A 24,662-nucleotide genomic window follows, 5' to 3' on the forward strand; every position below is an offset into this window, starting at 1 on the left:
AACCTCTATACGAATCCAGTCCTAACGTTGAGGCATGCCACCGTCGCGTCGCCCGGATGTCTCGTCCGTGGCGAGTCCGCCACGCCGGTCGCTGACGTACGACGACCTCCAGATCGTCGACCGGCTTGGCGGCGGCGGCCACGCCACCGTCTACAAGGCGAGGGTGACGACACACGCTGAGCCGCGGGTGGTCGCGGTCAAGGAGCCGACCCACGAGGAGCGAACACTGCCGGCGTCGGCTGCCAAGGAGTTTATTCGCGAGGCCCAGACGTGGCGAAAGCTCGATACCCGAGAGCGTGAAAAACAGCTCTACACCGACTACGAACACCTTGTCGGCGTTATCGACACCGGTGAGGAGTTGCCGTGGATCGCCATGGAGTACATGGACGGCGGCTCGCTCGGCGACCGGCTGGCGAGCCGAAGCGAGCCATACGAGATCCCAGAGTTGCAGTGGATCATCGACTGCATTGCCCGCGGGGTCGAACTCGCCCACTACGAGGGGATCTCGCATCTCGATCTCAAGCCGGAGAACGTGTTGTTCCGGACGACCGAGGCCGGCATGTGGGATGTCGCTAAGATCGCCGACTGGGGCACCTCCTCGCGACCCTTAGAGGGCAGCACCGACAGCGGCGTCTCGGTCGCCTTCAGCGCACCCGAGCAGTTCCACCCCGACCAGTTCGGCGAGCCTGACTCGATGACCGACATCTACCAGGTCGGGGCGATCATCTACACGCTAGCGGTCGGCGAGCCACCCTACGAGGGAAGCCAAATCGAGATCTCACAGGCGGTCGTCGACGGGCCGACCCCGCCAAGCGAGCACCGTCCCGAGCTTCCGACCGAACTCGATCAGGTGATCGAACGGGCGATGGCGCCGGACAAACAGGATCGGTTCAGAACCATCCGTGATCTCGCTGCCGCGATCGCCGATGTCCCGGATCCAACGGTGCAGCCAGCCGACGGCGGCCGGCCAGCCGATACCGGTGTGACAACCGATCGCGCGTCGCCGGTCGGCGGGGGTCAGCCCGGCGGCATCGGCGGCCCAACCGGGCCATCGGGGCCGACAGTGCCCGGCGGTGAGTCCGAGGGTGAGCTTGAGGAACGAACCGGGCCGATCCCGAAGGCGATCGGGACGATCGATCTGCCGCCATCGAGACAGCCGCTTGAGGTTATCGCCAGCGACGACGGCTATCTCGTCCGAGAGTACCGCCGGGATCCAAGCGAGGCAACGGTGTTTTCCCGCCATGACCGGCGGATGATGGCAATGCGAACCGCCTCGAAACAGCTGACCAGCGACCACCATCCCTGCACGCTGCGATGGGATACCCCAAACAGCGTCGGCGACATCTACTGGAACGAGCACTTCGAGTCCCTACGGGTCGAGTACAGCGATTTCCTTTCGTCGTGGCTCGTCGTGCCGTCGACCGACCGCTTCGCCTTCGCCTCCGCGCCAAGCGCCAAAAAGGCCTACAAGTACGGCAAACGAATCCAACAGGAGTACGATTTCAAGGAACTTGAGGTCTGTTCGCGCCGCGGTGAGGTCGAGAAGGTTGTCGAACACCGATTTATCAGGCACTCGCTGACAAAATCCGGCGTGAAGTTCAATCGATAACATCGCGGCGGGCGGCTCGCTGTGCTCGGCTGTCGCACGAACGCGAGGTACTAAAGTTCTCAGAGCGCAAGTATCAGCCAATGGAGTACACGTATACCGGTACCGCCCACGAGTCGTTGGTTGAGGCCTACGCGGCCGACGATGACGACCGATTCCGGACACACCAGCAGTCAGCGTTTCCGGAGCGGGCGGCGACAGTCGAGGAGATCGGTTTGCTCCGCCGGCTGCTGTTTCCGGGCTGTTGGAACGGGTCGGAGCTCGTTGGCGACGCCGACGCGGTCAACGAAACGCTCGATCAGTTAGGCCAGCGGTTCTGTCAGGGGATTCAGCCGTATGCCAACCAGTGTCTGGCAACGGTCGTCACCAACGTCCTCGACCAGCTGCCGGCGATCCGGGAGCTCCTCAAACGCGACGTCGAGGCCGCCTACAAGGGCGATCCCGCCGCCAAGAGCTACGTCGAGATCATCCGATCGTACCCGGGCTTTCATGCGACGATGGTACACCGCGTTGCACACGCGATCTACGAAGAAGGCGAGGGCGTCTACGCTCGGGAGCTCTCGGAGGCCGCCAAAAGCGTCAGCGGGATCGACATCCATCCCGGTGCGGAGCTCGGCGAGTACTTCTTTATCGATCACGGCAGCGGCGTCGTCATCGGCGAAACCGCCGAGGTGGGCGACTGGGCTCGCATCTACCAGGAGGTCACGCTGGGCGCGCTGCACTTCGAGGAGGACGAAAACGACGAACACGCACTCAAGAAAGGGTACAAACGGCATCCGACGATCGGCGACAACGTCGTGCTTGGGGCCGGAAGTAAGCTCCTCGGCCCGATCACCATCGGTAATCACGTGAGTATCGAGGCCAATGCGTGGGTCACCGACGACGTGCCGGATCACACAACCGTCTTCATCAAGCATCCTGAACAGGAGCGGAAAACACGACCGCCGGAACAGCAGTAGGCGGCGATCCTGCTCAGTTGCCAAAGGCAGTCGGATTCGGTTTTGCGTCGACGCGGCCGACGAGCCGAACGACAAGATAGACGACCGGCGTATCTACCACAGCGATCAGTAGTTTCAGGAGGTATTGGCCAGCAATGAGCCCGATAAGCACGTTTGTCGGCAACGCCGAGCCAACCCCCAACAGCGTCGGCGCGAGATAGAAGGCGATTCCGACGAAGATCACCGTATCGATCGCCTGACTGCTCGCTGTTGAGGCGAGATTTCGTAGCCAGAGTTGGCCTTGGCCGGTAAATTCTCGGATCTTATGGAAGACGAGCACATCCCAGTTTTGGCTAACAAGATACGCCAGCAGGCTTCCCAAGACGATGTTAACGCTGGGGGCAAGCGCGGCCTGGAAGGTCTCCGCGAACTCGGGATCGGCGCCAGGCGCTCGAAGCGTCGAAAACACCAATAGCAGGACGACAAAGTTGAGCGCGAAGCCGACGTTGACCATTATCTGTGCCGCCCGGCGACCGTAGAGTTCCGAGTAACAATCCGAGGCAAAAAACGTCAATGCGTAGGCGAGGGCTGCGCCGGGCAGCATGACCGACGCCCCGACGACCGGGAGCTCAGTCGGCAGGGGAGTGCCAACACCTTCGCGGCGGTGAGCTGTGCGGTCACCAATGCGGTGACAAACAACCCAAGCAAGGCAACCTGGCCGACCGCCTGCCGGTCGGTGCCGCCGCCGGGCGCAGCAGCATTACTCATCGTCGATCCGCCCCTGTCTGGCGTCGATCTCATCAAGCTGATCCAGCGTCTTTCGGATTGAGGCCCGTACGGCTTCACTCCGGTTGACGAACTTCTTACCCTCACCGACATGGGCGTCGAGATCCGCAAGCAACTCATCTGGTACCTCCACGCTTATCTTGGTCATCGCTGGGTAATATCCCAAGAACATATTTGTACGTTCCGACCTCGGCGCGTCAGTGCCAGAACCACAATAGATCAGTATATATCACTCATAGCGACGTTTTTGTCTCTCACTGCTGAACGGCGTCAGTGGGCGTGTCATCTCACCGCTTGCTCCCGCTGTCCGTCGTCTTCCAGACGTGCCACGACACGCCCACCCGTCGCTGTCCCGTATATAGATCTATTGTGATAGCTAGTCCACTATAGCGTTGCTGTAGCGGTAGCTATCGCTACCCAGCGGTTGAAATCACTCTATCGACCAACATATAACTATTACGATAGTTCAAGGGCGAGAAGCTGTTTGCCACACCTGATGGCACCCAACGATCGACGACGACAGTTCCTGAAAGGTTCAGCCGCCGCACTGACGATCGCTGTTGCCGGCTGTACCGGCTCCCAATCGACAAGTACCGATGACGGATCGAGTGGTGGTGGCGAGGATCCGCTACTGGCAGACGCCAGCTCGTTCGACCCCGCAAACCCCCAATGGGAGGAGAACAACTACCTCTCGACGCCGTTGGTCGACAAGGGGTATGAACGCGGTTCGGAAGCCGATCTCGAAAACATGGGGAACCGTGAGGTCGAGGAAGTGCCGCACGGAGATCCGGTTCGGGAGGCCCCCAGCGACGAGGGCGAGTTCCTCGATCCCGACACCCTCGTGTTCACTGTCAGCCCAAGCGAGGACGTCCAGGGCCGCTACGAGGATGACTTCGCGGCCCTCTTCGAGAGCATCCGCGAAGAGACCGGCAAGGAAGTCGAGTTCAACAAGGTCAACAGCTACGCCGCCTCCGTCGAGGCGATGCGCTCGGAGCGCGCCCATATCGCCAACTTCTCGACGGGGACGACGGCGTTTGCGGTCAACCTCGCCGGCGCCGTCCCGTTTGCGGCCGGGCTCACCGCCGACGGAGCCTTCGGCTACCGGCTGTTTGCGACGACCCGAGCCGACGCCGACAGCATCCAGAGTGTGAAGGACTTCGGCCGCGACGACGTGACAATCGGCCACTCCGAGCCGGCCTCAAACTCCGGCCATCAAGCCCCGTCGGCACTGTTCGATCAGTACTTCGATGTGACACCTACCGAGGATTATGAGGTGAACTTCTCGGGCGGGCACGGCAACACGACCCGTGGGATCGCCAACGGCGATTACGATGCCGGCCCAATCTGTTCGACCTGTTTCAAGGACACCGTCGATGCGAACAGCAGCCTCTCGTACGACGATTTCAAGGTTGTATGGGCCTCTGCACCGTTCCCGAACGGCCCCATCGCCTACCGCTACAACCTCCATCCAGACATCGTCGAGGGAATCGAAGCGGCGTGGCTCGACACTGACTACTCCGGAACCGCCTATGCCGACCGGACGGGATACAATCAGTTCGTCCCGATCACCTACCGCAAACACTGGAAGGACATCATGGTCATCCAACGGTACAACGACGTCAACTACACTCAAAGCGCGCTGGGAGAATAATGCTCCACGTCACCAACCTACAGAAGACCTACGACACCGGCGACGAGGCGCTGCGTGGTGTCACCACATCGGTCGAAGGCAGCGAAACCGTCGCGATGATCGGCCCAAGCGGGGCCGGCAAAAGCACCTTCATCCGGTGTGTCAATCGACTCACCGAGCCCAGCGGCGGCGAGATCGACCTTGACGGCACTGAGCTAACGGCGCTCGACACCGACGACCTGCGGGCCGCCCGCCGGGATATCGGGATGATCTTCCAGGAGTACAATCTCATCGAGCGGCTCACCGTTATGGAAAACGTCCTGTCGGGGCGATTGGGCTACGTTTCGGCGTGGCAGGCGTTCCGGCGGTCGTTCCCGCCGGCGGATATCGAGCGCGCCTACGAGATCCTTGAGCAGGTTGGCCTTGGTGAGATGGCCGACAAGCGCGTCGATGAGCTCTCCGGTGGCCAACGCCAGCGGGTCGGCATCGCACGCGCGGTGATCCAAGAGCCGAAGATCCTGCTGGTCGATGAGCCAACCTCCAGTCTCGATCCCGAAACCTCAAACACCGTCATGCAGTTGCTGACCGACATCGCCGCCGATCGATCGATTCCGGTGTTGATCAACATCCATGAGGTGAACCTTGCACTCGATCACGCCGACCGCATCGTCGGCCTCCACGACGGCGAGCTCGTCTTCGAGGGGACACCCGACGACCTTGATGAGGACGCCCTCGACCGTGTCTACCGCGGAGCCGATATCCCTGAGGCGACCGCCGACGGCGAGAACCAACCCCACACAGATGACCAGGAGGTGCCGCTGACGGCCACCGGATCGGCGGCGGGAGGCGTCTGACGTGGCGACGGGTGAACGGACGTGGCAGCGGCCGACGATCTTCCGCACCCGGCGCGTCAAGTGGGCCGTCTACGCCGGCTTGCTCGCGTTTTTCGCGTGGTCAGCGGTTGGCATCGGATTCGATCCAAGCCGGGTGCTGCAGGGGATCGGCAACACGGCGGTACTCATCGGCGACTTCCTGCCGCCGGATGCGACCGCCCGCGAGTTCGACCGAATCGTCGCCAAGATGCTCGAAAGCGTGGCGATGGCGATGGTCGCTACCGTCACCGGGATCGCCGTCAGCATCCCCATCGCGTTCATGGCTGCCGAGAACATCTCGCCGAAACCGCTGTACGCGCTCAACCGCGGCTTCATCTCGATCTCCCGGGCGTTCAACGCGATCATCGTCGCCATCCTCGCGGTCAAGGCCGTCGGCTTCGGCCCGCTGGCCGGCATTATCACGATCACGTTCAAAACGGTCGGCTTCTTCTCGAAGCTACTGGCCGAGGATATCGAGGATATCGATATGGGCGCGGTCGACGCCGTGCGAGCCACCGGCTCGTCGCCGATCCAAACGCTGCTGTACGGTGTTGTGCCCCAGATCATCCCGCGGTTTGCCGGTTTGTCTGTGTACCGGTGGGATATCAACATCCGCACCTCGACGGTGATCGGCATCGTCGGCGCGGGCGGCATCGGCTCGGTGCTGTTGACGGCGTTCAACCGCTATGACTACCAGTACGTCTCGGCGATCCTACTGTCGATCATCGTTGTCGTCCTGTTCGCTGAGGGCGTCAGCGCGGTTGTCAGACGGAGGTACCAATAATGTCGACGGAACAACCGAGGTGGCAGCGGTTCGATCGTCGCCGCCGGATCGGCCGGTTTCTCGCGGTGCTTACCGCCGCTGTCGTCGTGATCGCCTCCTGGCAGTTTATGGATATCGGGGCTGTCGATCCCAACACCGTCCCCCGAGAGATCGCCGACCTCCTGACGCGGATGTATCCGCCGGATGTCGCCTACACACCCCAGATCATCGGGCCGCTGATCGAGACGATCCATATCGCCGCGCTCGGAACGGTCGGCGCGCTGGTGTTGTCGCTCCCGGTCGCGCTGTTGGCCGCCGAAAACACCACGCCGAACGCGGCGACCTTCTGGCTGGGAAAGCTGATCGTCACCGTCAGCCGGTCGGTCAACACGATCATCTGGGCGTTGATCTTTGTGGTGACATTCGGCTCCGGGCCGCTGGCCGGCGCAGTCGCGATCGCCTTCCGATCGGTCGGCTTCCTCGGCAAGCTGCTCGGCGAGGAGATCGAGGAGATCGACTTCGGCCAAGTTGAAGCCGTCCGGGCGACCGGGGCCTCGTCGCTGCAACTCCTCTTGTACGGCATCTTACCGCAGGTCAAGCCTGCGCTGATCGGTCTGGCGATCTACCGGTGGGATATCAACATCCGGGATTCGACAGTGCTTGGCTTCGTCGGTGCCGGCGGGATCGGCGTCCAGCTGTTCCAGTCGGTCAACGCCTTCGCTTGGCAGTCGACCGCGATGATCCTCCTGATCATCCTCGGCGTTGTCGTCGTCACCGAGGGGCTGTCAGCCTACACGCGGGGGTTGGTGCGCTGAGATGGCCCACCGACAGGTAGATGCGGCCGCCACCCCAGCACCCGATATGACCGACGGCGACCAACTCCTGTTGTTCGATATGGATGGCGTCATCCTGGAGGGCCACGGCACCGATCCGGCTGTCCACGACGACGCACTCGACGAGGCAATCGCCGAAGCCGGACTCAGCGTCGACGACGATACGCGATCGCTGTTGGCCGGCTACGAGTACGACACCGAGTTTGTCCGCGGCTGTGAGCGCCTCGGGATCGATCCCGTCGCCTTCTATCGCCGGCGGGAGCGTCACAGCGCGAGCCACACGATCGACCGGCTTGCGGCCGGCGACCGAACGCTGTATCCCGACAGCGACGCGCTCGATGGGTTTGCCGACGACTACACCCTCGGCCTCATCAGCAACAACTACGACGCCGTCGTCGAATTCGTCGTCGACCACTACGACCTCGATGGGTTCGCCTACGCCCGCGGCCGCGAACCTGGCGTCGGTGGCTTCTATCGGCGCAAACCAAATCCGCACTATCTGCTGGCCGGCCGGGAAGCCCTCGGCGGCACCGACGGCGTCTACGTTGGCGACCGCGCGACCGATGTGATGGCCGCACGACGGGCGGGGTTGGACGCGATCTTTATCCGCCGACCGCACAACGGCGACGTGTCGCTGCCGGTCGAGCCACGCGCCACGATCGACTCGTTGACCGCGCTGGGCGAGTACCTGTAATCACGTGACCCGGAGTCGCAGGTCGCCGCCCCGATGACGGGCAGTCTCGTCGCCGCCGTCGCCGCGGCGGTGCTGCTGGGCAGCTATCTCGTCGGCGTCAAGCGGTATTTCAGTCACTATCCGCCAACACTGTATCTCGCTGTCGTCCATGCTGTCGGGCTCTGTTGGTATCTGCCGATCGTCGTCGCAACGGGCGGTGTCGACGACCTTTTGCCGCCACTGACGGCAGCCGAGACGGGGTTGGTCGTCGGCACGGTCGGTCTCATTGCGGTCGCGCTGGCGGCCTTTTATCACGCCTTAGCGATCGGCGACGTGTCGTATGTCGCGCCGATCAGCAAGATCGTCCCCGTCTTTGTGCTGCCGCTTGAGGTGCTGTTGCTCGGCCAGCACCTCTCGGGGATACAGGTCATCGGCGTCCTCGTCGCCACGACTGCGGTGTATGTTGCTAACTACCGCGGCGGGTCGCTGCTGGCACCGCTTCGAACGGTGGTTCGGCGGCGTGACGCGCTGCTCGCGCTCGCCAGCGCGGCCGTTTTCGGCGTTGTCGATGTCGGTAAACGGGTAAGCATGCAGGAGTTGGCCGTCCCCGCCCGTGCGTTTGTGATCCTGACGCTGGTGATCGTCCCGATCGCGTTGCTGCCGTGGGCTCTCCGCCGGCGAGGCGGGGCAGCCTTCGCGGCGACCGCTGGAAGCTCCTCCTTGCTGGCGGCGTCCTCGCGGCGGGCCAACACCTCGTTTCGGTAGCCTTCGTCGCGCTGCCGGCCAGCGTTGTCTCGCCGATCGTCAACACCCAGGCCGTCATCGCGGTCGTGCTCGGAAGCCTGCTGCTCGGAGAGCCACACGCCAGACTACGGCTGCTGGCCGGCGGGTTGGCCGTTGGTGGTGTGGTACTCGTCTCAATCGGCTAATCGTCAACCACAGCACTCGCAGCGCAGCTGACGATATCCGCCGGCGGGGCGAGGTTGCGTCGCCCGCCGCCGGTCACCAGAAACAGCACGAGCAGGCCGACACCATAGGCTGCCATCAGCGGCACCGTCACAAGGAACATCGTCACGATATCCGCCGGCGTCAACAGCGCGCCGACAGTCAGCATCCCGACGGTGACCTCCCGCCAGCGCGTTCGCATCGCCCGGTAGGGGATGCCGGCTCGATTGAGCAGGAGCATCACAATCGGTACGTCAGCCAGTAGCCCGATCCCGACGGTCGTGAACAAGATGAGCCAAAAGAAGTCGTTGATGCGGTAGGTAAGCAGCATGTCGTAGGCCCGCGCATCGGCGACAAGATAGGAGATGATCGCCGGCGCGATGTAGACGTAGCCGAGCGCGAGACCGCCGAGCAGACCAGCGGTCAGCGAGCCAACCCACAGGAAGACCACCGATTGGCGGCCGCGCACCGCGCCGAGTTCCCGCAGGGCAGGCCAGGCATAGTAGGCGACCATCGGCACCACAGCAACGGCCCCAGCCAGCACCGAGAACTTCACGATAAACAGCAGGGCTTCGACCGGATGGAGCGTGATGATCTCTAAGGCGGTTTCACCGACAAGCTCCGGCGGGAGTCGACTCAGGAAGTTCTCGCGGACGGCCCCCAGTCCGCCGATGTAGAACCAGGTAAACGTCGCCACCAGCACGATCATAAACGTCGCTACCAGCCGGAAGGATTTTGATCGCAAGCTGCCGGCGACGAAGGCGATATCAGTGTAGTAGCCGCCGATGTCGTCGGCATCCTGCTCGCCGTCGGTGAGTTCGCTGAGGAACGAATCGCCGGCGCGGCTTGCGCGGTCGCCCAGTCCCGGTTCAGCGGCAGCGTCATCCGCCCCATCGCCGCCGTCCGCATCGCCGCTACCCTCGCCGTCGTCCTGGGCCGCCTGGCGGGCAGCCTCGGTTTCGTCGAAGCGATCGAGGATCGCCTGGGCTTTGGCCTCGTCGCCCTCGTCGATGGCCTCGCTGGCGTACCGCATCGCCTCGTCTTCGCTGAGTTCGATAAACGCCTCAGGTGGGGCCGCCTTGATCCCACCAGCATCCAGCGTCGTCAGATCGATCGCGGTCGGATCGCCGAACTCGCCGTCGGGATCAACCTCAAGCCCGGCGTAGATCAGGGCGGCGAGGCCGCCAACCGCGAGGAGCACGGCGACGATCCCCCCGTAGATCGCCATCGCCATCTGGGGGTCGACGCCGAGGCCCGCGCCAGGCGGGAGAACCCGGTAGCGGCTGTCGATCAGCGGATACGATAACACGGCGTTGACCGCGCTGCGACCGCCATAGGTGTAGAAGGCAGACGGAAGGATCGCGCCGACGATCGCTAACCCTGCGAGGACGTTCCAGTGGGCACGAAGCGTCGCTCGGATGTCGATCTGGTCGCTGCCGCGTTTGGTCGTGACGATCACTTTCGCCAGATAGAGGCTCAGCCCGTAGAGAATGACCAGCGGGATCGCCCACATGATCTGGGTGAACGGATCGGGCGGCGAGAAGACCGCCCCGAAGACGAAGATGCCGACGACGGCGTGTCGCCACTTGTCGCGGAACGTCTCATATCGAACGATCTCGGCGTAGGAGAGGCCGGTGATCGCCAGCGGCATCTGCGCCGCGAGGCCAAACGACAGCGTCAACAGGACGATAAACTCCGTCCACAACACGATCGAGTACCGCGGCGCAAAGCCGGCCTCGAAGCCAAACTCCGCCAGAAAGCTGAACATCACCGGGAAGAAGACAGCGTAGCCGTAGGCTGCCCCGCCGATGAACAACGCGGCCGCAAAGCCAGCGACCGTGGCCACCTTCCAGCGGGCCGCGGGCAGTTGTCGCCAAACACCCCGTCGCTTGAGCGCGTCACGAGCGAAGTACAAAAACGCTGGTAGGGCGACGATCAACCCAACAACAAGGCCGATTTTCGCCTGCAGGAGGATCACATCAAACGGGGTTTGGGCGATGATCTCGAAGCTCTCACCGACCTCTGCCCGCATGCGGGATTCGGTGACGGTGCGGAGAAAATCCCAGATGTAGAGCCGCAGGGCATAGAACGTGCCGAGGAAGCCGAGAAGGAAGACGATAAAGACTTTCTGGAGATCCTTCTGGGCCGACCGCAACATCGCCCGCCCGGTTGCGGTCGCCTCGCCGAGCGCGCGTTGGGTGTCGTCGTCGAGCGCGCTTGCCATACCGGAACCCAGTCGGGTCGGCGTTATCAACGTTGTCTCTCGGCGCGAGCAGTGGTCAGCGACGACAGCCGCCGCCAGCCGAATCCGAAAAGGCATATACCCACAGGGAAGCCTTGCCTGGTCGTATGGCCGAGTCGCCGGATGGCAGCGACGATCCACCCGACCGCGAGGAGTCACCACCAGCGGACGGTGAGCCGTCGGCGCCCGCGGCTGACGGCGACGCTGCCGATACTGCCGATGCTGCCGCCGAGGGCGACGACGACGCAAGTGACACCGATGAGGCGGCTGCAGCGTCGACTGCTGAGGCGACACCACCAGCGAACCCGGCCGCCGACGGCGGCACCGGCAACTCGGTTGCCGCCGACCAGCCGCCAGCCACGGCCGGCGATGCGGCCGTCGAAGAGGGCCTCGCCGGCGAGGGGCCGGCCACCGACGAGGAGATGCCGCTGGCCGACCACATCGAGGAGATGATGCGGCGGTTGGGGCTCGTGTTCCTTATCGGCGGCATCGCCTTGGCGATCGCCTACCCGTTTGCGGGCGATCTCGTCAACTATCTGTGGTCGGTGCACATTCCTGAGCCGGTGACAAATCGCCCGCGGCTGTATGGGCCACTGGAGTTCATCCTCACGAAGCTCAAGGTCGCCGGGCTCGCCGGGCTGATCGTCGGGCTCCCGATGTTCGTCTATCAGACCTACCGCTTCATGCGGCCCGGGCTGTATCCGACTGAGCGACGCTACTACCTCGCGGCCGTGCCGACGAGCCTCGTGTTAGGAACACTCGGCGTGTTGTTCGCCCACTTTGTCGTCCTTCCGTTCGTCTTCGCGTACTTTACGACCTACACCGCCGAGGCCGCCGTCATCGCCTTCGGACTCCAAGAGACGTTCAACCTGATCTTGGTGTTGATGGGGTGGATGGCGATCATCTTCCAGATTCCGCTGTTTATCATGTTGGCGATCATGATGAACCTCGTGACTCGACAGTGGCTTGAGGCCAAGCGGCTCATATTTTGGGGCTCGTTCCTCGGGATCGCGTTCCTCTTCAGCCCAGATCCGACCGGGATGGCACCGATCATCGTCGCGCTCACGATGGTTGTCCTGTTTGAGGGCACCCTGGCGTTGCTCCGGTGGACGGGCAACTGACCGGCGACCGGACGTGACAGCACTCACTCGAACGCGACGCCGGTAATATCGAATCGGGCACCACCAGTCTCACTGTCGCCGACGCTGATCTCCCAGCCGTGGGCTTCGATGATCTCCCGGACGATCGCCAGCCCGAAGCCGGTGCCATCCCGGTTGGTCGAGTAACCGGTTTCGAAGATCTGCTCGCGTTTGTCTTCGGGGATCCCTGAGCCATCGTCGGCGATGTAGAAGCCGTCGTCGGTCGTCGCGACGGTGATCGACGCGTTCTCGTCGCCGTGTTCGACCGCGTTCCGAAACAGATTCTCGAAGACATCAGCCAGCCGGCTGGGATCGGCCTGAAACGTGACGTCACAATCCGCCTCGATTGTCGCGTCGGCAGTCGCAACCGTTCCCCAACACTGGCTGACGAGGTCAGCTAAGGCGACAGGTTCGGTCTCACCGACGGTCTGGCCCTGCCGCGCCAACAGTAGCGCGTCGTCGATGAGTTCCTCCATGCGGGTGAGTGCGCGGTCGATGACGTCGAGTTGATCGCTGTCGCAGTCGTCGGCAGCGAGTTTGAGCCGCCCGCTGGCAACGTTGATCGGATTGCGGAGGTCATGGGAGACGACGCTGGCGAACTGGTCGAGGCGATCCCGTTGGCGGGTGAGTTCGTCCTCGCGGGCTTTGAGCCGCTGGAGTTGGTCGATCCGGGCGAAGGCCTCGGTGACGGTGTCGGCCCACAGTTGGACGCGCTCGGCGTCGGCCTCGCTAAACGCGTCGGGCTCCGTCGAGCCGATATTTATCAGCGCGTACTCACCCAACGGGACGATCAGTTCGCTGCTGATCGGTGTCTCCGTGTTCGCCCGGTCGGGGTAATCGGCCATCGTGGTGATCCGCTTGGTCGCCCCCTCCTCGAAGGCCGTCCACGACAGCGACTCCGTGTCCGGCGAGTACGTTGGTGGCTCGTCGATCAATGACTGGCCGCGTTCGGTCTGTGCGATCGGTTCAAGCTGGTCGTCAGTCGCCAGCCAGACGCCGGCGGTATCGAACGCGAAGGCAGACTCAAGGCCGTCGACGACAATCTCCGCGGCGGCTTCCGGCGTCGTCGCCTCCAACAGCCGCCGGGTGGTTCGCTGGAGTCCTTCAAGGGTGTCGCTGTACTGCGCCAGCCGACGTTCATTCTCTTTGAGGGCGGTCACATCGGTGATGAACCCCTCGAAGATGCCCTCGCCGTCCTCGATGGCGACCTGCTGGCCGTGCTCGTTGACCCACTTCTCGTCGCCGTCAGCGGTGACAATCCGGTAAGTCAACTCGAAGGTGTCACCATCTTCGAGTTGTGAATCGACCGCCTCGCGGACAGCCGCCCGGTCGTCAGGGTGGATGATGTCCGAGCCCCAGGTGACCTCCCCGGCGACGAGCGCGTCAGCCGGGTAGCCGATCAAGGATTCGCAGTTGCCGCCGACAAACTCAGTGTCCCACTCGGGGGTCTCCCGGGTGCGGTAGACAACCCCGGGTAGCGTCTCAACAAGCGTCTCAAACTGGCGGCTGTAGGCTTGCCGTTCGACCGCGTTGGTGATGCGTTTCGCCAAGACAGCGGGGCTCTCCGTGAGGTCGTCTTTCGGAATGTAGTCGGTGACGCCGGCGGCGATCGCGTCGCTGGCGATCGATTCGTTGCCCTTTGCGGTCAGCAGTATCACCGGCAGGTCGGGATAGCGGCGTTGTACCACCGAAAGCAGTTCAAGTCCGTCCATCTCCGGCATCTCATAATCGGTCACCAGACAGTCAAAGGGCTCCTCGGCGAGAGTTTCCAGGGCGGCGTTCGGGGTGGTCTTGGTGACGACGGTAAACGGCTCGTCGTGCTCCGCAAGATAGGCGGTGACGATCTCACCGTACTCCGGTCTGTCATCGACATGGATCACCCGGATCGGACGAAACATCAGACAGCCAAGGATTACACCACCATCCACATAAAGCAGGTCGTAAGCGAGCTGACCTATGAATTCACTACTCTGTTGGTGATGAATCAACAGAGTCTGCGGCCGCCCGGAGTTTCGTTCGGAGTTCGGCGGCGTGGACACGATAGCTGAAGGCGTCCTCGCCGTCGATCAGAATGTGTGGTACGCGGTCGCCGTAGGTGTCGGCCAGCTCCGCGTCGGCGTCGACATCGATCTCCTCGACCGTCACGGCGACATCGGTATCGTCGATGACGCGGTCGATCGTCTCCATGGCTGACGCACAAAGGTGACAGTTCTCGCGGCTGTAGACCGTCATCTCGACCGGATCGCTCATATCGACCCAGAGGGCAGGGTGGGTAGCAAGCGTTACGACTCGTCGGCCGCGAGCCGTGGTATGGCGACGCTGGTTGTCGTTCGGCACGGCGAGACGATGTGGAACCGCGAACAGCGGGTGCAAGGATGGGCACCGGTCGCCCTGACAGAGACGGGTCGCCGCCAAGCCGACGCGCTCGCGGCAACTGTTACCGATCAGTACGCGGTCGACCGCCTCGTCAGCTCTGACCTCCGACGAACACTGGAGACCGCGCGGCCACTGGGTCGAGCCGTCGGCTGTGAACCGACACCGGATCGTCGCTGGCGAGAGCGGGATTTTGGTGTTCTCCAAGGACTCAGCTACGGCGAACTGTTTCTCGGCTATCCTGAGTTTACCCTCACTGAGGTTGGGTACACAGCCGCAGAGACACGCCCTGAGGGCGGCGAGAGTCTCATCGAGCAGCGCGACCGCATCATCGACGCCCTGACTAGTCTCGTCGACGATATGGACAGCAACGAAACCGTCGTCGTTGTCACCCACGGCGGGCCGCTGTATCTAATACTGGGATGGATCAAAGACCTCGACATCGTGGCGACGGTTATGGAACAAGAGCAGGGCAACTGCGCGATCAACGAGATCAAGGTCGATACAGAAAGCGGGAGGTTAGCGGTTCAACGCGAGAACGATACTCGGCACGTCGACAACGACACGTAGATCAAAAATAGCCGGTCGATCTCAGTACTTCGGCTCCGCGCCCGTCACGTCGTAGACCGTCTCCATGAGTTCGTCGCGCTGTCGTTGCCAGGCTTCGAGCGCGTCAGGGCTGGATGGGTATCGCTCGTAGTGATCGATCACCTGCTCGGCGACCTGTTTGACCTTGTAGAAATCGAGAATCTGTCGCCAGTAGCCAAAGCTGTTGATCGCGGTTCGGGCTGCCAGCAGCGGGCCCATTGAGGTCTTGCCATCGTAGAGCGCCTCGGCCAGTTTCCTGCCCGGCAGCGCAGCAAGGAGGCCCATCAGATCGTCGACATCGACCGCCGTCGAGAGGATGTTGTACACGTCGAGGCCGGCGTAGCGCGCGCCGAAGTGCTCCATCACGCGCTCGTTGTAGTGCCAGAGGGCCTCCTCGCTCACGTCGCCGGCGTCGATGGCTTCGATCGCCTGCTCGGCGGCGTACTGGCCGGCGTAGGCCGCGCCCGCGATCCCGCCGCCGGTCGTCGGGTTGACGTGGGCGGCGGCGTCGCCGACGGCCATGTAGCCCGGCGCGACCGCCGAGTCGTAGGTTCGGCGGGTCGGGAGAGCCGCGCCGAGTTTGTCGGTGACCTCGGCGTTTTCGAACTCCTCGCGGTCGCGGAGGTCGTCTTTGAGGTCGTCGATCATCTGCATTGGCTCCTCGTTCATCTGGAAGCCCAGTCCGGCGTTGATCTCCGTCGAGGTACGCGGGAAATACCAGAGATAGCCGGCGGCGCGCTCGGTCGGTTTGAAGACGAGGGCGTCGTCCCACTCAACTTCCTCGTCGACCTCCACGATCTCGCGGTAGGCCGAACAGAACTGCGAGTACCGGACGTTGGTGTCGAAGGTTGCGTCCTCAAAGTCAGCTTTGTCCTGCAAGAGTGAGAGCGCGCCCGCGCCGTCGATGATGACCTCGGCGTCGTACTCGACGGGGTCGCCCTTGCGCTTGCCGACGACGCCCGTGACCTGGCCGTCTTCGGTCTGTTTCACATCGTTGACGACGGTGTCGTAGTGGAGCTCCGCGCCGGCTTCCTCCGCGCCTTCGATCAGGAGCTTGCCGTATTTGAGGCGGTCGATAACCGCGAGTTCACCCGGGACAGGGATCTCCAGTACCGTGTCGTGGCTCGGGATCTCGAAGCGACCGTGATCGACGCCCGTGTTCGTGAAGGCGGGTTCGATTTTGGATTTCGGGATCGCACTCGGGAACTTGTCGGCACCTTTCAGCGCGTCGCCACAGGCGATGTGGCCGGCCTCCTCGGCGTCTTTGCGCTCGATGATGACCGCATCGAGGCCCGCGTTGGCGATCGTCGCCGCCGCATAACAGCCGGAGGTACCCGCGCCGACGATGGCAACGTCGTACTCGTGAGTCGTCATTGATACGACTGAACACCCGAGGGCGAAAACTCTTTATCTCGACAGACTGGCCAGTCCACAGCACTGTCAGCAGCAGCGTCAGCCAGGTCGTTCCGAAACAGTTCCAGCGTCGGGTTCGGCGACAGTGTTGTGGTATGAATTCGACATCTATGGGAAATATCTTTGTTCGTTCCATTCAAACACACTGCTATGTCAGTCGAAACGGACGCCAACGGTCGGCTCTATTTACCGGCGACACTGCGCGAAAAGTACGGCGAGAAGTTTCACGTCGTCGAATACGAGGATCGGATCGAACTCATCCCGATTGCGGATGACCCGTTGGCTGCGATCCGCGAGGAGATCGGGGATGCCCTCGACGGCCAGTCGAGAGCTAACCTTCGTGAGGCTGCACACAGTGCAGCAAAAGCCGAAGCCATCGACGATGTCGGCGATGCTCGGGACGTTTCTGAGGGTGCAACGGAGCCCACTAAATGACGGTCTTCGTTGAGACCGATTTTCTGCTCGCGCTCGCAAAGGACGATGATTGGTTACAGCAAAGCGCCGAGTCAGTTTTGGCGTCCAACGAAGTCGTTACGTCGCCGTTGGCGTATCTCGAATTGCTTCTCGTGTTGGAACGCCATCAGTTCGACTACGCACGGCTGTTCGCCAACCTCCTTGATCTTGTTCCTGTTAGTGATGACGAGGAGCGACAGGTGGTGCTGAAGGCAGTGACGTACTTCGAGGAGGGGCTGACACCGTTTGATGCGTTCCACGCTGCGACCGCCGAAACACGCGGGCTTCCGATTCAGTCATCCGACGGTGCCTACGAGGAAGTCGATCCCGACCGACGACCACTGGAACCGGACAACGCCGAATCCAATGGGTAAGCAAGCAGCTGACTGCTATATCGACACGGCCCAGGCTCGGTAGTCCGTGGGGTAGCCGAAGGCCTGCTGAAACACAGCATCGAAAAACTCAGCCAGCCGGGCTTCGTCGGAGTGCGTCGTAATTCGGACGTGCGTTCCCTCGGCCTCCTCGGGGCTTTCGAGGTCGTCGATCCGGAAATCGGGATACTCACCGAGGAGTTCTTTCAGGCGATCAAGTTCGCTGTCAGTGCAATCAAGGGCTACTGTGGTGCCGCCAAACTGAATCCACGGCACCAGGTCGTCGTCGCTGTCGGGTAGTGTTTCATCGGGTTCGAGCGTACAGAACTCGCTGCCGCGCTCACGGTGGGCCGTGACGGTCGCCGCGAACAACTCTTTGCGGCTCTCGGCCTCGGTGGCGTCAAATCTGGTCATACAGATGGCGACAACGGCGACAAGTAAAACTCCCGGGAGTTAGGCAGGGGAATCGTTCCGCCACTCGACGACCAACGCCTCGGCGGCCTCACGGCTCTCGACGGTTTCGTAGGCGTAGGCCCGCCCAGCGTCGGCCTGATGCAACTGATCGTATCGCACCGCAAACTGGCCATCAGCGCGCTTGCGGAGGCGGATCGTGGCATGGCCGTCATCGCGCTCCCATTCGGTGAACTCGTCGGTGTCGGTCGTCTGCTCGTAGTCCATACCGCAACGTGGTCGGCGACTCCTTTCAGGATTCGCTTCGACGGCGACTCACACGGGAGCAGACAGCGAAAAACAACAGACGGTGATCAAACGGAGCCGGGCTATATTAGTCGTCGTCGGCTAACAGCTCGTGTTCAGCCAGGACGTCGTCAAGTTCGTCGAGTGGGTACTGGTGGTACTGTTCGGTGTCGACATCGATCGTCGCCAAGCCCAGGCCAGCAGCCTCGAGTCCATCGTCGCTAACGGACGCCAGTGCGCGAAGCGCGAGTTCGATCCCCTCCTCCAGCGAGAGATCCGGCTCGTAGTGCTCCTCGAAGTAGTCCTGAATCGTATCCCGACTCTCGCCGATAGCGAGGGCCTCCCACTCGTACGGTGTTCCCGAGGGGTCGGTCTCGAAGAGCCGCGGTTCACCGTTTTCGATCCCACCGACAACGAGGGCGACACCGAACGGGCGGGCTCCGCCGACCTGCGTGTACCGCTGGATGAAGTCGGTGACCGTCTTCGTCAGCGTCTCAACGCCCATCACCTCGCCGAACCGGAGGCGGTTGACCTGTGCTTGTCGGCGGGCAAAATCGATGAGTTGGCGGGCGTCGGCAACGTGGCCCGCAGAGGCCATCCCGACGTGGTCGTCGGCCTTATGCAGCTTTTCGACGCTGGACGGCTCAAGGAGCGGCGAGTGACTCTGTTTGTCGGCGAGCAACACGACACCTTCCGGCGTTCGGACGCCGATCGATGCCGACCCGCGTTTGACGGCTTCACGGGCGTATTCGACTTGGTAGAGCCGGCCGTCCGGCGAGAAGATCGTGGTGCCACGGTCGTAGGCCTGCTGTTGTTGTCCCTGCATACTAGTGGAAATCGAGTTCCGTCGCCGCCACGAACCCCTCGGGCAGCGAGAGTTCGGCGACATCGTCACGGCGAATCGCCGGCCGTTGGTCGTCCGCAAACGCGACGGATTCCTCTGTCAAATCTGGGCTCCGGTCGCGTAAATAGCTTTCTTCACAGGCACGTACCGTCCCGGAGATCCCGCGAACGACGAGGCCGATCGGCTCGTCGTCGACACTGTCGATACAGGCCAGGGCGGCTCGGGCGGCAGCCGTCTCCTCGCGGCGAGCGCGGACGATCGCCTCGCCGATACCGTCGGCGTACTCGAAGCCGAACACCGTCAGGTCGGCGTCGGCACTCCCGGCGTCGCCGAGGAGGTTGCCGGCAGCATACCACAGCGCGCGCTGGAACGCTCCGCGGTCGATATCGGCATCTGGAGCAGCCTCGATCTCGACGGCGAGATACCGCCACCGCGGCCGGATGTGTTTTGGGAGGTGTTTCATGACTCGTATCGCCCCCGCCGAACGCCGGGTTCGATGAAGCGCTCATCGGCGCGCTCACGGTTGCGAGCGACGATCTCACCCCACGCGTTGAGGCCCGCGGTGAGCTGGTCGGGACTAAAGCCGATCTGTTCGCCGACCGCCCGCAGCTCGCGTGGGGCGCGAAGCTGCCGATGGGAGTCGGCGGTCACGCTGACAACGAAGGGCGCGTCGTACTGCTCGACGAGTTCACGAAGCTTGCGGAGCCCCTGGAGGGCCTGCACCCGAGGGCCGCCGCTTGTGCGCAACACCGGCCCGAGGTCGAACTCGACGTGGACGTTGTGGGTTGTTGCGGCGCGAGCAAGCACATGATTAAAATCGCCGTCACCAGCCATCGGGCGCGTTAGTACGTCGATGCGGTCAGTTTCGACAGCATAGCGGTTGAGTGCGTCGGTGCCACCACGAACGAGGAGAACGGAACACTCGGGGCGATAGTTGCCAACCGCGCCCGCCGCGGATTCAGGATCGGCGGCGTCGACCTCGATCCCGCGGACGACCTCGATCCCGTAGCGATCGCTGATCGCCTCGGCGTCGAAGTCGGCTTCGCGGGTGCGGACGACAAGGCCGTCGTAGCCGTAGTCGGCGGCCGTCCGCGCCTGCCGGCTGACAGTGCTGTCACCCGCAGGATAGGCCGCGACCGCCTCGTACATGCGCCCGTGTTGGCGGTTGGGTGGTTTGGGCGTTCCGGTCGGAGCCGCGGTCACGCCGAGTCGGCGTCGACGTCGACGAGCGTCCCCTCGACCATCGCGGTCGCAAGCGCCGAGATATCGAAGGCAGCCGGCGGGCCGCGAGCGACGACCGGCGGGGCAACCGGGCGGTCGCCGACGACGAGTTTTGGGTAGGGTGCATTGTGGAATCCCTCGATGAGAACGAACTCGTAGCCGGCCGCTCGGAGATCGTCGATGGTCGATTCCAGCAGGGCGAGTTCGCTGTCGGCAGCGTCCTTTCCGCCAGGGGTGATCTCGAACGACAGCGACGGCGTCAGCCCGACGACCGTGTCGGCCCCGGCGGTGCGGTGGCGGTGGGTGTCCTTTCCGGGCGTGTCGATCTCGATGTCGTGGTGGATTGATTTGATCGTGCCGACCCGGCCGGTGTCGGCGAGTTCGGCGACCAACGATTCCAGCAGCGTCGTCTTGCCGGCATCGCTGGGGCCGACGAGACAGAGTGGGGGATGCATACCGTGGGTGGCACCCAGACTCGCAAAACCCCTGCGGCGAGGGCACCACGGGCTCACTGATTCCCACCCGTGATATTCAGAGAGACGTTTAAGAACATGACACGTGTAGATGGACGGAAGCGACATGACCGGGCAGAACGCGGCCACCGAGCCAACAAAAGCGCCACTCACTGTTCTCGGGTATACAGCAAGCGGTGCTGACGCCGGCCACGCACGCACCGACGTGTTCGATCGTCTCGCCGCAACAGCGACCGTCGATCTCACCGTGATCACCGACCCCGAAGAACTCATAGCAGCCGCAAACGCGGCGGGCGTCGACTGCGTCGTCGTGCCCTACGGGGAATCCGAGGCAGCCGCGACCGCCTGTGAGCGCGTCGCCACTGACGCGGGTGCTCCCTGTGTGGCTTACTGTGAGTCGGCGACGGCACTGTCGGCGGCGCGTGATCGCGGCGTCGTCGACGCTCATCTCCGCCATGCGGCCCCCGAAGACGACACGGTCGCCCTCTTGGATCGGCTTCGAGCAGTCAGTGAGCGAGGGTCGACCAATGAACAAAACGTAAGCCACGAGGCGGCGACCAGCAACTCGACTGAGGCCGCCGCCCCCGACGATGAGACACCACCGGTGACAGACGCAGACACCGATCCGTTTGCCGCGCTCCACCGAACCCTAACTGAGACCAGCGGCACATTCGAGAACCGCGTCGAGGCGATGCTCGATGTCGGCCAAACGTATCTTGGGATGGACGCCGGCATCGTCGCCTCGGTGAGCAATGACAGCTACCGCGTCGAGATCATCGACAGCGACGACGAACTGTTCGGCTCGATCCCCACCGGGACAGCAATCCCGCTGTCGGAGACCTACTGCGACCGGACGCTGGATCGGGAGGCGACCTACCGGATCGACAATGTCCACGTCGACGCCCCAGAGTTGACTGATCTCGCGGCCGCCGAGACCTACGGCAGCGTCCAGTATATCGGCACCCCGATCCAGATCGACGGCGCAACGTACGGAACGCTGTGTTTCCACGGCACCGACAGCGACGGCCCATCGCTCACCGACGACGACCAGCTGCTCGTTGAGTTTATGGCCCAGTTGGTCACCTACGAGCTCCAACACCACATCCAGAAGGAAGAGCTTCGGGCGACTCAAAACGAGCTTCAAGCGGTGTTCAGCCGGGTTGACGACGCCTTCTTCGCGCTTGATGACGACTGGCGGTTTGTCTACGTCAACGATCGGGCGGAATCGTTGCTCGGGATCGACGCCGAGACGGTCGTCGGCGAGATCGTCTGGGATGCCTTCCCGGCCGCCAAAGACACCATCTTCGAGGAACAATACACCCGCGCTGTCGACACCCAGGAGTCCGTCTCCTTTGAGGCCCCCTTTGAGCCGCTGGATGCGTGGTTCGAGGTCACCGCCTACCCCGACGATGAGGGGCTGTCAGTGTACTTCCGGGATGTCACCGACCGCAAACAACGACGGGACGAGCTTGAACGCTACGAGCAGATCCTTGATACGGTCTCTGACGGCGTCTACGCGCTCAACGAGGACGAACAGTTCACCTACGTCAACGACGGGCTGGCCAACCTCACCGGTTACGACCGCGAGGAGTTGGTTGGCTCTCATATCGGCTTGTTCAAAAGCGAGTCGACGATCAAACTCGCCCGCGAGGCGGTCACCGAGGCGTTCCACGAGCAACGAACCGGCGACGGCGACGGCGAAACCAAGATCGACCTCACCGTCGAAACCGCCGACGGCCGGGAGGTGCCGTGTCAGGATCACATCGCGCTGTTGCCCTTCGAGGAGGAGTTCCGCGGCAGTGTCGGGACGATCCGAGATGTGAGCGACCAGGTCGAACGGGAGGCGACGCTCAACGAACTGCTAACCAGAACTCAAGAGCTGATGGTCGCCGAAACGCCGGGAGCGGTCGCTGAAACGGTCGTTGAAACGGTGACCGAAGCTCTCGGCTTCGAGCGAGCGATGGTTCGGTGGTACGACGATGAAACCGAGCAGTTGGTGCCGGCAGCCACGTCCGGCCGGCTGGCGGCCGAAACCGACCCGCGTAAGCCGATCGCCCCCGGCGAGGGGCTGGTCGGGGAGACGTTTGCGAGTGGCGAGGCCATCGTCTGTGAACCCGTCGGCGAGGGCACCGATGCCGGCGAGGCCGCAACGCTGTCGGCGGTGCCGATCGGCGAAACCGCCGTTCTCGTCGTCGGCGTCCCAGATCCCCAAGAGTGTTCCCAACAGACCCGACAGCTGATCCAACTGGTGACGACCAACGCCGAAGCCGCCTTTGCCCGTACCGACCGCCAACAGAGCCTGCGTCGCTACGAGTCGATCGTCGAAACCGTCCGGGAAATGCTGTGTGTTATCGACGCCGACGGCCGGTTTAAGCTGCTGACCGAGCCGCTGGCCGATCGCCTGGGTCACAGCCGGGCTGGGCTGCTCGGTGAGCCCGCCATCGAGTTCGTTGCCGACGAAGAACAACAGCGTGTGACCGATGCCTTCCAGGAACTCGGCGACGACGAAACGATCACCATCGACACGACGCTGACACCGAGCGACGGCGAATCGCTTCCGGTGACGATCGAGGCGGCTCGACTCACCCAAGCCGGCGGGCAGGGCGAGGTCATCATCACGATTCACGATCGCTCGGAGCTGTTGTCGGCCAAGCAGGCGGCCGCCGCCGAACGCGAGCGGTTCAGCTATCTGTTCGAAAATCTCACCGATCCGATCAACGAGATCGATATCGGCCCCCGAGAGCCAAACGTCGAAACCGTCAACGGCGCGTTCCGGCGGCTGTTCGGCGAGCCAGCGATCAACGGATCGATCCCGAACAGCGAGACACCACAGCCGCTGGCGATCGACGCCGACCGGATCGTCGACACCGACACGCCGGGGCAACGACAGGATGGCGACCGGGAGCTCAAACTGCGGACAGAGGATGGGATCCGATACTTCCTCTTCCGGCAGGTGCCCTACGAACTCAACGATGAGCGCCGTCGCTTCGAGCTGTACACCGATATCACGACGCTCAAACAACGGGAGCTGCAGCTGCAGGTGCTCCACCGTATGCTGCGACACAACCTCCGAAACGATCTCAACGTGGTCTCCGGGTTCGCGGAGATCCTTGCATCCGAACTGGATGGTGAGCGACACCGTGATTTCGCCGAGCGGATCGTCACAAACACGAGCGCGCTGATCGAGCTCAGCGAGACCGCAAAAACGATCGAGGCCGTTGCAGGCCATGGGAGTCTCGATCGCACCTCGGTTGAGTTGGGCGCGCTCTTGGAGCCGACAATCACGGACTACCAAGCCGACAATCCCGAGGCAACAGTCACGCTCTCGCAGTCGACACCGATCACGGTTGAGGCGGGCGATCACCTCGCAACCGCCGTCGGCGAACTGATCGAAAACGGGATCGAACACACCACGGCAGCGACCCCGAGCGTCGAGATTACCGTTGCGGCCGACGCAGACACGGCCTCGATCACCGTCAGCGACAACGGCGCGGGGGTGCCGGCCGCGGAGTGGGCGATCGTCACCGGCGACGCCGAGATCTCACAGCTAGAACACGGCAGCGGCCTCGGGCTGTGGCTCGTCCGCTGGGTGGTCGAAGGCTACGGCGGGACGCTCAGTCGGCAGGTCGATGGCGACGGCGCAAGCGTCGTGATCGAACTGCCGCTCGTCGACACCAACAGCGAGGCTGACGATCCCACGGTCGACGAGGCTGAACTCGCTGCCGACGATGAAAATGAGGGTGCTATCGCTGTCGACAGTGACGAAACAACAGAGTAACAGCGCGCCCGGTGGGAGAACTGCG

At 63.1% G+C, this 24,662-nt stretch carries 25 protein-coding genes and 1 pseudogene; 14 read left to right on the forward strand and 12 right to left on the reverse strand.

Annotated elements, in window-relative coordinates; all coding sequences use genetic code 11:
• The first annotated feature begins 34 nt into the window (after positions 1–34).
• The gene (locus ACFQJB_RS07895) at positions 35–1,609 is read left to right on the forward strand and encodes a serine/threonine-protein kinase (RefSeq protein ID WP_379725899.1); all 1,575 of its coding nucleotides are present in this window, start codon (positions 35–37) and stop codon (positions 1,607–1,609) included.
• A gap of 80 nt (positions 1,610–1,689) precedes the next feature.
• The gene (epsC, locus tag ACFQJB_RS07900; RefSeq protein ID WP_379725902.1) at positions 1,690–2,565 is read left to right on the forward strand and encodes a serine O-acetyltransferase EpsC; all 876 of its coding nucleotides are present in this window, start codon (positions 1,690–1,692) and stop codon (positions 2,563–2,565) included.
• A 13-nt stretch (positions 2,566–2,578) separates the two neighbouring features.
• On the opposite strand, the pseudogene ACFQJB_RS07905 reads toward epsC, so the two are convergent.
• Together ACFQJB_RS07905 and ACFQJB_RS07910 are read right to left on the reverse strand one after the other, a co-directional pair.
• A pseudogene (locus tag ACFQJB_RS07905) lies at positions 2,579–3,312 on the reverse strand (queuosine precursor transporter).
• The gene (locus ACFQJB_RS07910) at positions 3,305–3,478 is read right to left on the reverse strand and encodes a ribbon-helix-helix domain-containing protein (protein ID WP_120102325.1); all 174 of its coding nucleotides are present in this window, start codon (positions 3,476–3,478) and stop codon (positions 3,305–3,307) included. The pseudogene ACFQJB_RS07905 and the gene ACFQJB_RS07910 overlap by 8 nt, the downstream one beginning before the upstream one ends.
• Positions 3,479–3,826: 348 nt before the next feature.
• On the opposite strand from ACFQJB_RS07910, the gene ACFQJB_RS07915 reads away from it, so the two are divergent.
• Genes ACFQJB_RS07915 through ACFQJB_RS07945 form a run of 7 tightly spaced genes read left to right on the forward strand, consistent with a single transcriptional unit; the run spans position 3,827 to position 9,030 of the window.
• Positions 3,827–4,981 carry a substrate-binding domain-containing protein gene (locus ACFQJB_RS07915; protein ID WP_379725905.1) on the forward strand — a complete coding sequence of 385 codons (1,155 nt, stop codon included), beginning with the start codon at positions 3,827–3,829 and terminating at the stop codon, positions 4,979–4,981.
• Positions 4,981–5,814, forward strand: a complete 834-nt coding sequence (gene phnC, locus ACFQJB_RS07920; RefSeq protein ID WP_379725908.1) for a phosphonate ABC transporter ATP-binding protein — start codon at positions 4,981–4,983, stop codon at positions 5,812–5,814. The genes ACFQJB_RS07915 and phnC overlap by 1 nt, the downstream gene beginning before the upstream one ends.
• Before the next feature lies 1 nt (position 5,815).
• On the forward strand, positions 5,816–6,616 hold the full coding sequence (gene phnE / locus ACFQJB_RS07925; RefSeq protein ID WP_379725911.1) for a phosphonate ABC transporter, permease protein PhnE: 801 nt from the start codon (positions 5,816–5,818) through the stop codon (positions 6,614–6,616).
• Positions 6,616–7,410, forward strand: coding sequence for a phosphonate ABC transporter, permease protein PhnE (phnE, locus tag ACFQJB_RS07930; protein WP_379725914.1), 795 nt, complete (start codon positions 6,616–6,618; stop codon positions 7,408–7,410). Before phnE (ACFQJB_RS07925) ends, phnE (ACFQJB_RS07930) begins: the two co-directional genes overlap by 1 nt.
• Positions 7,411–7,456: 46 nt before the next feature.
• Entirely contained in the window at positions 7,457–8,122 is a 666-nt protein-coding gene (locus ACFQJB_RS07935; protein ID WP_379725917.1) for an HAD family hydrolase, read from the forward strand.
• Between the two features lie 33 nt (positions 8,123–8,155).
• The gene (locus ACFQJB_RS07940) at positions 8,156–8,866 is read left to right on the forward strand and encodes an EamA family transporter (protein WP_379725920.1); all 711 of its coding nucleotides are present in this window, start codon (positions 8,156–8,158) and stop codon (positions 8,864–8,866) included.
• Positions 8,764–9,030: an EamA family transporter gene (locus ACFQJB_RS07945; protein ID WP_379725923.1), complete on the forward strand. Its 267-nt coding sequence runs from the start codon at positions 8,764–8,766 to the stop codon at positions 9,028–9,030. The genes ACFQJB_RS07940 and ACFQJB_RS07945 overlap by 103 nt, the downstream gene beginning before the upstream one ends.
• Here ACFQJB_RS07945 and tatC (ACFQJB_RS07950) read toward each other — a convergent pair.
• Entirely contained in the window at positions 9,027–11,270 is a 2,244-nt protein-coding gene (gene tatC / locus ACFQJB_RS07950; protein ID WP_379725926.1) for a twin-arginine translocase subunit TatC, read from the reverse strand. The two genes, ACFQJB_RS07945 and tatC (ACFQJB_RS07950), sit on opposite strands and share 4 nt — an antisense overlap.
• Before the next feature lie 113 nt (positions 11,271–11,383).
• Between tatC (ACFQJB_RS07950) and tatC (ACFQJB_RS07955) the strand changes: the two genes are divergently transcribed.
• Positions 11,384–12,409: a twin-arginine translocase subunit TatC gene (gene tatC / locus ACFQJB_RS07955; protein WP_379725929.1), complete on the forward strand. Its 1,026-nt coding sequence runs from the start codon at positions 11,384–11,386 to the stop codon at positions 12,407–12,409.
• 23 nt (positions 12,410–12,432) lie between these two features.
• Here tatC (ACFQJB_RS07955) and ACFQJB_RS07960 read toward each other — a convergent pair whose 3' ends face one another.
• A complete protein-coding gene (locus ACFQJB_RS07960; RefSeq protein ID WP_379725932.1) occupies positions 12,433–14,325 on the reverse strand; it encodes a response regulator in 1,893 nt (630 codons plus the stop codon).
• A 67-nt stretch (positions 14,326–14,392) separates the two neighbouring features.
• Entirely contained in the window at positions 14,393–14,677 is a 285-nt protein-coding gene (locus ACFQJB_RS07965) for a glutaredoxin family protein (protein ID WP_379725935.1), read from the reverse strand.
• A gap of 60 nt (positions 14,678–14,737) precedes the next feature.
• Between ACFQJB_RS07965 and ACFQJB_RS07970 the strand changes: the two genes are divergently transcribed.
• Positions 14,738–15,370: a histidine phosphatase family protein gene (locus ACFQJB_RS07970; protein ID WP_379725938.1), complete on the forward strand. Its 633-nt coding sequence runs from the start codon at positions 14,738–14,740 to the stop codon at positions 15,368–15,370.
• 21 nt (positions 15,371–15,391) lie between these two features.
• Here the strand turns inward: ACFQJB_RS07970 and ACFQJB_RS07975 are convergent, their stop codons facing one another.
• Complete coding sequence (locus ACFQJB_RS07975; protein ID WP_379725941.1) at positions 15,392–16,762, reverse strand: geranylgeranyl reductase family protein; 1,371 nt, start codon at positions 16,760–16,762, stop codon at positions 15,392–15,394.
• 189 nt (positions 16,763–16,951) lie between these two features.
• Here ACFQJB_RS07975 and ACFQJB_RS07980 point away from each other — a divergent pair, with 189 nt between their 5' ends.
• Both ACFQJB_RS07980 and ACFQJB_RS07985 read left to right on the forward strand, forming a co-directional pair.
• On the forward strand, positions 16,952–17,236 hold the full coding sequence (locus ACFQJB_RS07980; RefSeq protein WP_379725944.1) for an AbrB/MazE/SpoVT family DNA-binding domain-containing protein: 285 nt from the start codon (positions 16,952–16,954) through the stop codon (positions 17,234–17,236).
• Positions 17,233–17,628 (forward strand): PIN domain-containing protein, encoded by a 396-nt coding sequence (locus ACFQJB_RS07985; protein WP_379725947.1) that lies wholly within the window; start codon positions 17,233–17,235, stop codon positions 17,626–17,628. Before ACFQJB_RS07980 ends, ACFQJB_RS07985 begins: the two co-directional genes overlap by 4 nt.
• Before the next feature lie 15 nt (positions 17,629–17,643).
• Here the strand turns inward: ACFQJB_RS07985 and ACFQJB_RS07990 are convergent, their stop codons facing one another.
• The 6 genes from ACFQJB_RS07990 to mobB form a co-directional block, all read right to left on the reverse strand.
• A complete protein-coding gene (locus ACFQJB_RS07990) occupies positions 17,644–18,039 on the reverse strand; it encodes a hypothetical protein (RefSeq protein ID WP_379725950.1) in 396 nt (131 codons plus the stop codon).
• Between the two features lie 39 nt (positions 18,040–18,078).
• The gene (locus tag ACFQJB_RS07995) at positions 18,079–18,303 is read right to left on the reverse strand and encodes a DUF7543 family protein (RefSeq protein ID WP_379725953.1); all 225 of its coding nucleotides are present in this window, start codon (positions 18,301–18,303) and stop codon (positions 18,079–18,081) included.
• Positions 18,304–18,409: 106 nt separating this feature from the next.
• Entirely contained in the window at positions 18,410–19,147 is a 738-nt protein-coding gene (gene psmA, locus ACFQJB_RS08000; RefSeq protein WP_379725956.1) for an archaeal proteasome endopeptidase complex subunit alpha, read from the reverse strand.
• Between the two features lies 1 nt (position 19,148).
• Entirely contained in the window at positions 19,149–19,628 is a 480-nt protein-coding gene (locus ACFQJB_RS08005) for an Rpp14/Pop5 family protein (RefSeq protein ID WP_379725959.1), read from the reverse strand.
• A complete protein-coding gene (locus ACFQJB_RS08010) occupies positions 19,625–20,314 on the reverse strand; it encodes an RNase P subunit p30 family protein (RefSeq protein WP_379725962.1) in 690 nt (229 codons plus the stop codon). The genes ACFQJB_RS08005 and ACFQJB_RS08010 overlap by 4 nt, the downstream gene beginning before the upstream one ends.
• A gap of 50 nt (positions 20,315–20,364) precedes the next feature.
• Positions 20,365–20,841, reverse strand: a complete 477-nt coding sequence (gene mobB, locus ACFQJB_RS08015) for a molybdopterin-guanine dinucleotide biosynthesis protein B (protein WP_379725965.1) — start codon at positions 20,839–20,841, stop codon at positions 20,365–20,367.
• Positions 20,842–20,950: 109 nt separating this feature from the next.
• Here mobB and ACFQJB_RS08020 point away from each other — a divergent pair, with 109 nt between their 5' ends.
• Positions 20,951–24,637, forward strand: coding sequence for a PAS domain S-box protein (locus tag ACFQJB_RS08020; protein ID WP_379725968.1), 3,687 nt, complete (start codon positions 20,951–20,953; stop codon positions 24,635–24,637).
• The last annotated feature ends 25 nt before the right edge of the window (positions 24,638–24,662 follow it).

This window comes from Halonotius sp. GCM10025705, assembly GCF_042662885.1.
In the GTDB taxonomy this organism is placed as follows: domain Archaea; phylum Halobacteriota; class Halobacteria; order Halobacteriales; family Haloferacaceae; genus Halonotius; species Halonotius aquaticus.

What these genes read in the sequence shown, in the direction of transcription:
- ACFQJB_RS07895 (WP_379725899.1), top strand. Translation starts at nt 35, where the DNA reads ATGCCACCGTCGCGTCGCCCGGATGTCTCGTCCGTGGCGAGTCCGCCA.
- epsC (WP_379725902.1), top strand. Translation starts at nt 1,690, where the DNA reads ATGGAGTACACGTATACCGGTACCGCCCACGAGTCGTTGGTTGAGGCC.
- ACFQJB_RS07910 (WP_120102325.1), bottom strand. Translation starts at nt 3,478, where the DNA reads ATGACCAAGATAAGCGTGGAGGTACCAGATGAGTTGCTTGCGGATCTC.
- ACFQJB_RS07915 (WP_379725905.1), top strand. Translation starts at nt 3,827, where the DNA reads ATGGCACCCAACGATCGACGACGACAGTTCCTGAAAGGTTCAGCCGCC.
- phnC (WP_379725908.1), top strand. Translation starts at nt 4,981, where the DNA reads ATGCTCCACGTCACCAACCTACAGAAGACCTACGACACCGGCGACGAG.
- phnE (WP_379725914.1), top strand. Translation starts at nt 6,616, where the DNA reads ATGTCGACGGAACAACCGAGGTGGCAGCGGTTCGATCGTCGCCGCCGG.
- ACFQJB_RS07935 (WP_379725917.1), top strand. Translation starts at nt 7,457, where the DNA reads ATGACCGACGGCGACCAACTCCTGTTGTTCGATATGGATGGCGTCATC.
- ACFQJB_RS07940 (WP_379725920.1), top strand. Translation starts at nt 8,156, where the DNA reads ATGACGGGCAGTCTCGTCGCCGCCGTCGCCGCGGCGGTGCTGCTGGGC.
- tatC (WP_379725926.1), bottom strand. Translation starts at nt 11,270, where the DNA reads ATGGCAAGCGCGCTCGACGACGACACCCAACGCGCGCTCGGCGAGGCG.
- ACFQJB_RS07960 (WP_379725932.1), bottom strand. Translation starts at nt 14,325, where the DNA reads ATGTTTCGTCCGATCCGGGTGATCCATGTCGATGACAGACCGGAGTAC.
- ACFQJB_RS07965 (WP_379725935.1), bottom strand. Translation starts at nt 14,677, where the DNA reads ATGAGCGATCCGGTCGAGATGACGGTCTACAGCCGCGAGAACTGTCAC.
- ACFQJB_RS07970 (WP_379725938.1), top strand. Translation starts at nt 14,738, where the DNA reads ATGGCGACGCTGGTTGTCGTTCGGCACGGCGAGACGATGTGGAACCGC.
- ACFQJB_RS07975 (WP_379725941.1), bottom strand. Translation starts at nt 16,762, where the DNA reads ATGACGACTCACGAGTACGACGTTGCCATCGTCGGCGCGGGTACCTCC.
- ACFQJB_RS07980 (WP_379725944.1), top strand. Translation starts at nt 16,952, where the DNA reads ATGTCAGTCGAAACGGACGCCAACGGTCGGCTCTATTTACCGGCGACA.
- ACFQJB_RS07985 (WP_379725947.1), top strand. Translation starts at nt 17,233, where the DNA reads ATGACGGTCTTCGTTGAGACCGATTTTCTGCTCGCGCTCGCAAAGGAC.
- ACFQJB_RS07990 (WP_379725950.1), bottom strand. Translation starts at nt 18,039, where the DNA reads ATGACCAGATTTGACGCCACCGAGGCCGAGAGCCGCAAAGAGTTGTTC.
- ACFQJB_RS07995 (WP_379725953.1), bottom strand. Translation starts at nt 18,303, where the DNA reads ATGGACTACGAGCAGACGACCGACACCGACGAGTTCACCGAATGGGAG.
- psmA (WP_379725956.1), bottom strand. Translation starts at nt 19,147, where the DNA reads ATGCAGGGACAACAACAGCAGGCCTACGACCGTGGCACCACGATCTTC.
- ACFQJB_RS08005 (WP_379725959.1), bottom strand. Translation starts at nt 19,628, where the DNA reads ATGAAACACCTCCCAAAACACATCCGGCCGCGGTGGCGGTATCTCGCC.
- ACFQJB_RS08010 (WP_379725962.1), bottom strand. Translation starts at nt 20,314, where the DNA reads ATGTACGAGGCGGTCGCGGCCTATCCTGCGGGTGACAGCACTGTCAGC.
- mobB (WP_379725965.1), bottom strand. Translation starts at nt 20,841, where the DNA reads ATGCATCCCCCACTCTGTCTCGTCGGCCCCAGCGATGCCGGCAAGACG.
- ACFQJB_RS08020 (WP_379725968.1), top strand. Translation starts at nt 20,951, where the DNA reads ATGGACGGAAGCGACATGACCGGGCAGAACGCGGCCACCGAGCCAACA.